We start from the raw sequence: 4,919 nt of genomic DNA on the forward strand, positions 1-4,919 counted from the left end.
TTGCAGGGTAAAGCCCTCGGTATTGGGCAGTCGGTCAAGTGCCATGATCTTGTCCTTTCGGGGTTATGCGCCGGACATGGCAGAGGGTATCCACCAGTCCCGGCCGCGTTCGGTTTCGACATATTCAGGCCAGCGGAAATGGATCGGCGGCTCGTACTCGCACAAGGGAGGCACCCACCCGGTACCGCCGATCCCCCCGCCAGTACGGGATTTGAATTCGTCCATTGCCGCGTCGCGCGCGGTCTTGTCCTCCAGAAGGCGGATGGCCGAGACGGCCAGCACCTTGGCCGCGGTCGTCACCATCGGGTCGATGGTCGCGGGAATGCCGCCAAGGGCGTTCATCACCCAGTTCGGATAGGTGTAGCCCTCTGGCGCGCGCAAGGCGGGCCGGGCGATGTAGAAGCGCGCAGTCGGCGCGTGCCAGCACATGTCGGTGTAGTCGTCCGAGGTAGAGTTCAGTTGCGACGGCGGCAGATCGCGGCGCAGGATCGCCTCGGCGTCTTCTGGCGCGATCAGCCGGGTCATTTCATCGATGAAGGGCTCGGCCATCGGCTCCAGTCCCAGCTCGGCCTGAATCTGCCGCGCCACCGCCCCGGCGCTGTCATCCCAGTATGGCGCCCCGACGATCTGCATCGCTTCCCAGACCAGACTTGCCATCGCATGGTTCGCCAGACCGGGGCGCGATTTGCAGACCCAGTGGCGTTCCCAGCGGCAGCCTGACATCATCGCGGCGGCTTGCGCATTGCGGTCCAGAACCGCGGTGATCTGATCGGCCATCGCGAGGGTGGGGGTGCGCATCATGTACTGAATCTCGGCAAGACCCGCGGGCTGGTTGTCGGCCGTCGCCTGACCGGCGGTCAGGATCGCCTCGGATACCGACCAGCCACCCTGATGCGGCAGCATCGCCTCACGCAAAGCCTTCGACGACTGATACATCATCATAAGCGCGTCATTGGCGCCCGGTGCCCGCACGGCGGAATGCGATTGCGGGATCGGCGCGCCATCGGCCTGACCCCAGTTTTCGGGCGCGTCGCAGATGAAGCGGTAGATCATCGCGTAAGCCGCGCCGCAATGCGTGTCCCAGCGCACGGTATTGCACATCGGCAGCATGTAGAACGGATGGAACGAGAGCATCGCGGCCAACCCGTCGTAATAGCCCTTGGCCGCATGGATCGGCTTCGACCCCCGCACCTTTTCCGCTGGTTCGCCGGTAAAGCGAAGCCCGCCCTTGATCCCGCATTCCTCCATCGCCGCCTTTGTGGCCAGAAGCCCGCCCAGAGCGCCGATCCCCAGACCCGAATGCGGGTCGGTATGGCCACCCGCCTGAAAGCCCAACCCCGTGCGCGGCTCGCGCCGGGGGCTGGCTGCCTGACAATTGCCGGGGATCGCGTCGTATTCGGCATACATGCCGATGATGGGTCCATCGCCGTTCGACCACTCCGCGCAGAACGCCGTCGGCATCCCGCCCGAGCCCTCCTCGACCGTGAAACCCTCTTGCCGCAGCCGCGTCACATACCAGTCCGCCGAGCGGTATTCGCGCCAGGCCGTCTCGCCGAAATCGAAGATCGTCGCGCACCAGTCCGACAATTCCCCTGAGCGGGCATTGACGTTGGAAACCGCTTCGCATTGGGCAGTGGACAGGGGGGGCGTCGGCATGGGCCTTCGGTACTTTCGGTCGGGTTTACGATGCGGTTGCCATACGTTTTGCCGACAGAAAGCCGACATTTGGCCGACAGGACCTTACGCCATTCAATGTTGGCGTGGGGTGAAACCTTTTCCTGACTTTGACAAATTTCATTCACCTTTTTCTGGTGAACCGTGCGATGGGCGCTAAACTCCGCGTGCCGATAGCGGAGGACGAATGGCCCGAATCCCCTCGACCCAGGCGCTGCGCGCGCTGGAAAGTTTTGCCCGCCACGGCACGGTCTGGCAGGCGGCGGATGAATTGAACCTGACGCGCAGCGCGGTCAGTCACCAGTTGCGCCTATTGGAACGTGATCTGGGGTTTCGCATGTTCGACCGGGTCGGCACGCGGATCGAACTGACACCGCAGGGCATGGCCTATGCCGGGGATATCCGCCGGGCTCTCTCGTCCATCGCCGGATCGGCGGCGCGCAATGCCGGGCGCGGCGTCACCGGTACGCTGACCGTCAGTTGCACGCCGGGCTTTGCCGCGACCTGGCTTTGCCCCAAGATCGGCCGCTTTCGCGAAGTGTCGCCCGATGTTGCGCTGTCCATCGTGACGCCCCGGCGGCTGGATGACGTCTCAAACCCCGATGTCGATCTTTTCCTGACATTTGGCACCGGAAACCTGCCCGATATGCAGGTGGAATTGCTGAAAGAGGTCGAGTTCACCCCGCTTTGCAGCCCTGTTTTGCTCAACCGCATCGGTGGGCTGGCAGAGCCGCGCGACGTGAAGCGTGCGGGTCTGCTGCATCTGCATGAACGCGCCGACTGGCGTCGCTGGTTCCGTCTTGCCGGGGTCGATGAGGCAGCAGCGCGGGGGGGCGTTGTCTTCGCCGACATGAACCTTGTCTATGCGGCATCGATGAACGCGCAAGGCATCGCGATGGGGGATGAGTTTATCTGTCACGGGGCGATGGAGGCCGGGGCGCTGGTGCGCCCCTTCGACCTGGCCATTCGTTCACCCCGGTCCTATTTTCTTGTGGTCCCGCCCGAAAAGGCCGGGAACCCGGCGGTCGATGCGTTCCGCTCTTGGATCATGGCGGAATTGCCGCCAAGCCGGGCGTAGGGGGCTTGTGAAATTCCGTTTGCCGTTCGGATGCCTTATCCGGCCTTAACGCTTGCGGTCACATAATTCACCGAAAGATCCCGGTCCGATACCGACCACTGCCAGCTTACAGGGTTGAAAACAAACCCTTTCTTGTCGACCGGTGTCAACCCGGCCTGCGTGGACAGGGCAAAAAGCTCCTCCGGCGTGATGAACTTGGCCCAGTCATGCGTTCCCTTCGGCAGCCAACGCATGACCCATTCGGCCCCGACGATTGCGGCCATGAAACTTTTGGCATTGCGGTTGATGGTCGAGGCGATCATCAGCCCGCCGGGTTTCAGAAGGTCATGGCAGGTGGTGACGAAGCCCTGCGGATCGGCGACATGTTCGACGATCTCCATCGCCAGAACCACGTCAAAGACCTCGCCCCCCACGGCCAAAGCCTCGGCGGTCGTGTGACGGTAATCGATGGCCAGCCCCTGTTCCTCGGCATGGACCTTCGCCACCGGAATATTGCCAGCCGCCGCATCGGCGCCGATAACCTCGGCCCCGAGCCGCGCCATGGGCTCGGACAAAAGCCCGCCACCACAGCCGATATCCAGCACTCGAAACCCGGCGAAGGGCTTCGGTCCAGTCAGATCGCGCCCGAACTCCGCCGCGATCTGCTGGGTGATATAGTCGAGCCGCACCGGGTTCATCATGTGCAAGGGCTTGAACTTGCCTGTCGGGTCCCACCATTCCGCCGCCATCGCCTCGAACTTCGCGACTTCGACGGGGTCGACCGTGCTTGTCTCGGGGGTCATCATTGTCTCCGGCTAATCCTTTTCGCCCCATGGCAGCGAGGGGCGTTTCAGGTATATAGTCATTTCATGGACAGGATCGCAGGGCAAAAGCGCGCAGCCGCCTTTCTTTATCCGCAGGTCGAACCCTTCGATCAGCGCCTGATGGATGTGGGTGACGGGCATCGCATTTATGTCGAACAATGCGGCCATCCTGCGGGCCAGCCAGTCATCGTTTTGCATGGCGGGCCGGGCGGCGGCTGCTCCCCCGCAATGCGGCGCTATTTCGATCCCTCGGTCTACCGTGTGATTCTGTTCGACCAGCGCGGTTGTGGCAGGTCGCGCCCGCATGCGAGCGTCGAGGCGAATACGACCTGGCATCTTGTGGCCGATATCGAGCGCATCCGCACCGAGCTTGGCATCGACAGCTGGATCGTCTTTGGCGGAAGCTGGGGCGCGACCCTCGCGCTGATCTATGCCCAGACCCATCCGGAGCGCGCCCTCCATCTGGTGCTGCGCGGCGTCTTCCTGATGACGGAAGGGGAGCTGGCCTGGTTCTATGGCGGTGGGGCCGGGGCCTTCTATCCCGACCGCTGGCAGAAATTCGCAGGCATGATCCCCGAGGCCGAGCAGGGCGACATGATCGGTGCCTATCACAAACGCCTGTTTTCCGGCGAGATGGCGACCGAGGTGCGTTATGCCCGCGCCTGGGCGGGCTGGGAAAACGCGCTGGCAAGCATCGACCATGACGGGGTGCTGGGCGAGGCGCCCGCCGATTATGCCCGCGCCTTTGCCCGCCTTGAAAACCACTACTTCACGCATCGCGGTTTTTTGGAGGAAGACGGACAGATCCTGCGCGATCTTTACCGGCTGAAGGATGTGCCCGCGACGATCGTGCAGGGCCGCTATGACATGATCTGTCCGCCGGTTTCGGCCTGGACACTCGCCCAGAACTGGCACCGGGCCGAGCTCAAGATGATCCCGGCGGCGGGGCACGCCCTGTCCGAGCCCGGTATTTCGACCGCGCTGATCCGGACGATGGACGGGCTGCGGGACTGACCGCCTTTACTGGCGCATGTTTTGCGACAGGCCGGTACGCGTCTGAGAATTGGTCATATTTGAAGCCGTTGATGGGGAGGGTGCAATGAGCAGCGAAGTGAAAGTCACGATCGAGGCACGGGAAAATGGCCCGCTGGTGGTCAAGGGGCTTGATGAACTCACTGGCCCCGATGGTGAGGCGTTGGAGGTGAAGCCGGTTGTGGCCCTGTGCCGGTGCGGCGCCAGCAAGACCAAGCCCTTCTGCGATGGCAGTCACAAGGCCAACGGGTTTGACAGCACCAGCGGCACGCCCTCGGGAAAGAACACACTTCTGCACTACGAGGGTGCAGAGGTCTCGGTCACCTACAATC

General features: G+C 63.2%; 5 protein-coding genes. 3 read left to right on the forward strand and 2 right to left on the reverse strand.

Annotation, left to right across the window (positions count from 1 at the left end; genetic code table 11):
- Positions 1-63: 63 nt before the first annotated feature.
- Positions 64-1,656 carry an amidohydrolase gene (locus WBB85_RS14590; protein WP_432639331.1) on the reverse strand — a complete coding sequence of 531 codons (1,593 nt, stop codon included), beginning with the start codon at positions 1,654-1,656 and terminating at the stop codon, positions 64-66.
- 205 nt (positions 1,657-1,861) lie between these two features.
- Here WBB85_RS14590 and WBB85_RS14595 point away from each other — a divergent pair, with 205 nt between their 5' ends.
- The gene (locus WBB85_RS14595; RefSeq protein ID WP_432639332.1) at positions 1,862-2,752 is read left to right on the forward strand and encodes a LysR substrate-binding domain-containing protein; all 891 of its coding nucleotides are present in this window, start codon (positions 1,862-1,864) and stop codon (positions 2,750-2,752) included.
- 35 nt (positions 2,753-2,787) lie between these two features.
- Here the strand turns inward: WBB85_RS14595 and ubiG are convergent, their stop codons facing one another.
- Positions 2,788-3,534, reverse strand: a complete 747-nt coding sequence (gene ubiG / locus WBB85_RS14600; protein ID WP_432639333.1) for a bifunctional 2-polyprenyl-6-hydroxyphenol methylase/3-demethylubiquinol 3-O-methyltransferase UbiG — start codon at positions 3,532-3,534, stop codon at positions 2,788-2,790.
- Positions 3,535-3,600: 66 nt separating this feature from the next.
- Between ubiG and pip the strand changes: the two genes are divergently transcribed.
- Complete coding sequence (pip, locus tag WBB85_RS14605; protein WP_432639334.1) at positions 3,601-4,569, forward strand: prolyl aminopeptidase; 969 nt, start codon at positions 3,601-3,603, stop codon at positions 4,567-4,569.
- Positions 4,570-4,654: 85 nt separating this feature from the next.
- A partial coding sequence (locus tag WBB85_RS14610; protein ID WP_432639335.1) for a CDGSH iron-sulfur domain-containing protein occupies positions 4,655-4,919 on the forward strand: 265 nt, incomplete at its 3' end.

The sequence above is a fragment of the Albidovulum sp. genome, assembly GCF_049646345.1.
Classification (GTDB): Bacteria; Pseudomonadota; Alphaproteobacteria; order Rhodobacterales; family Rhodobacteraceae; genus Albidovulum.

What these genes read in the sequence shown, in the direction of transcription:
- ubiG (WP_432639333.1), bottom strand. Translation starts at nt 3,534, where the DNA reads ATGACCCCCGAGACAAGCACGGTCGACCCCGTCGAAGTCGCGAAGTTC.
- pip (WP_432639334.1), top strand. Translation starts at nt 3,601, where the DNA reads ATGGACAGGATCGCAGGGCAAAAGCGCGCAGCCGCCTTTCTTTATCCG.
- WBB85_RS14590 (WP_432639331.1), bottom strand. Translation starts at nt 1,656, where the DNA reads ATGCCGACGCCCCCCCTGTCCACTGCCCAATGCGAAGCGGTTTCCAAC.
- WBB85_RS14595 (WP_432639332.1), top strand. Translation starts at nt 1,862, where the DNA reads ATGGCCCGAATCCCCTCGACCCAGGCGCTGCGCGCGCTGGAAAGTTTT.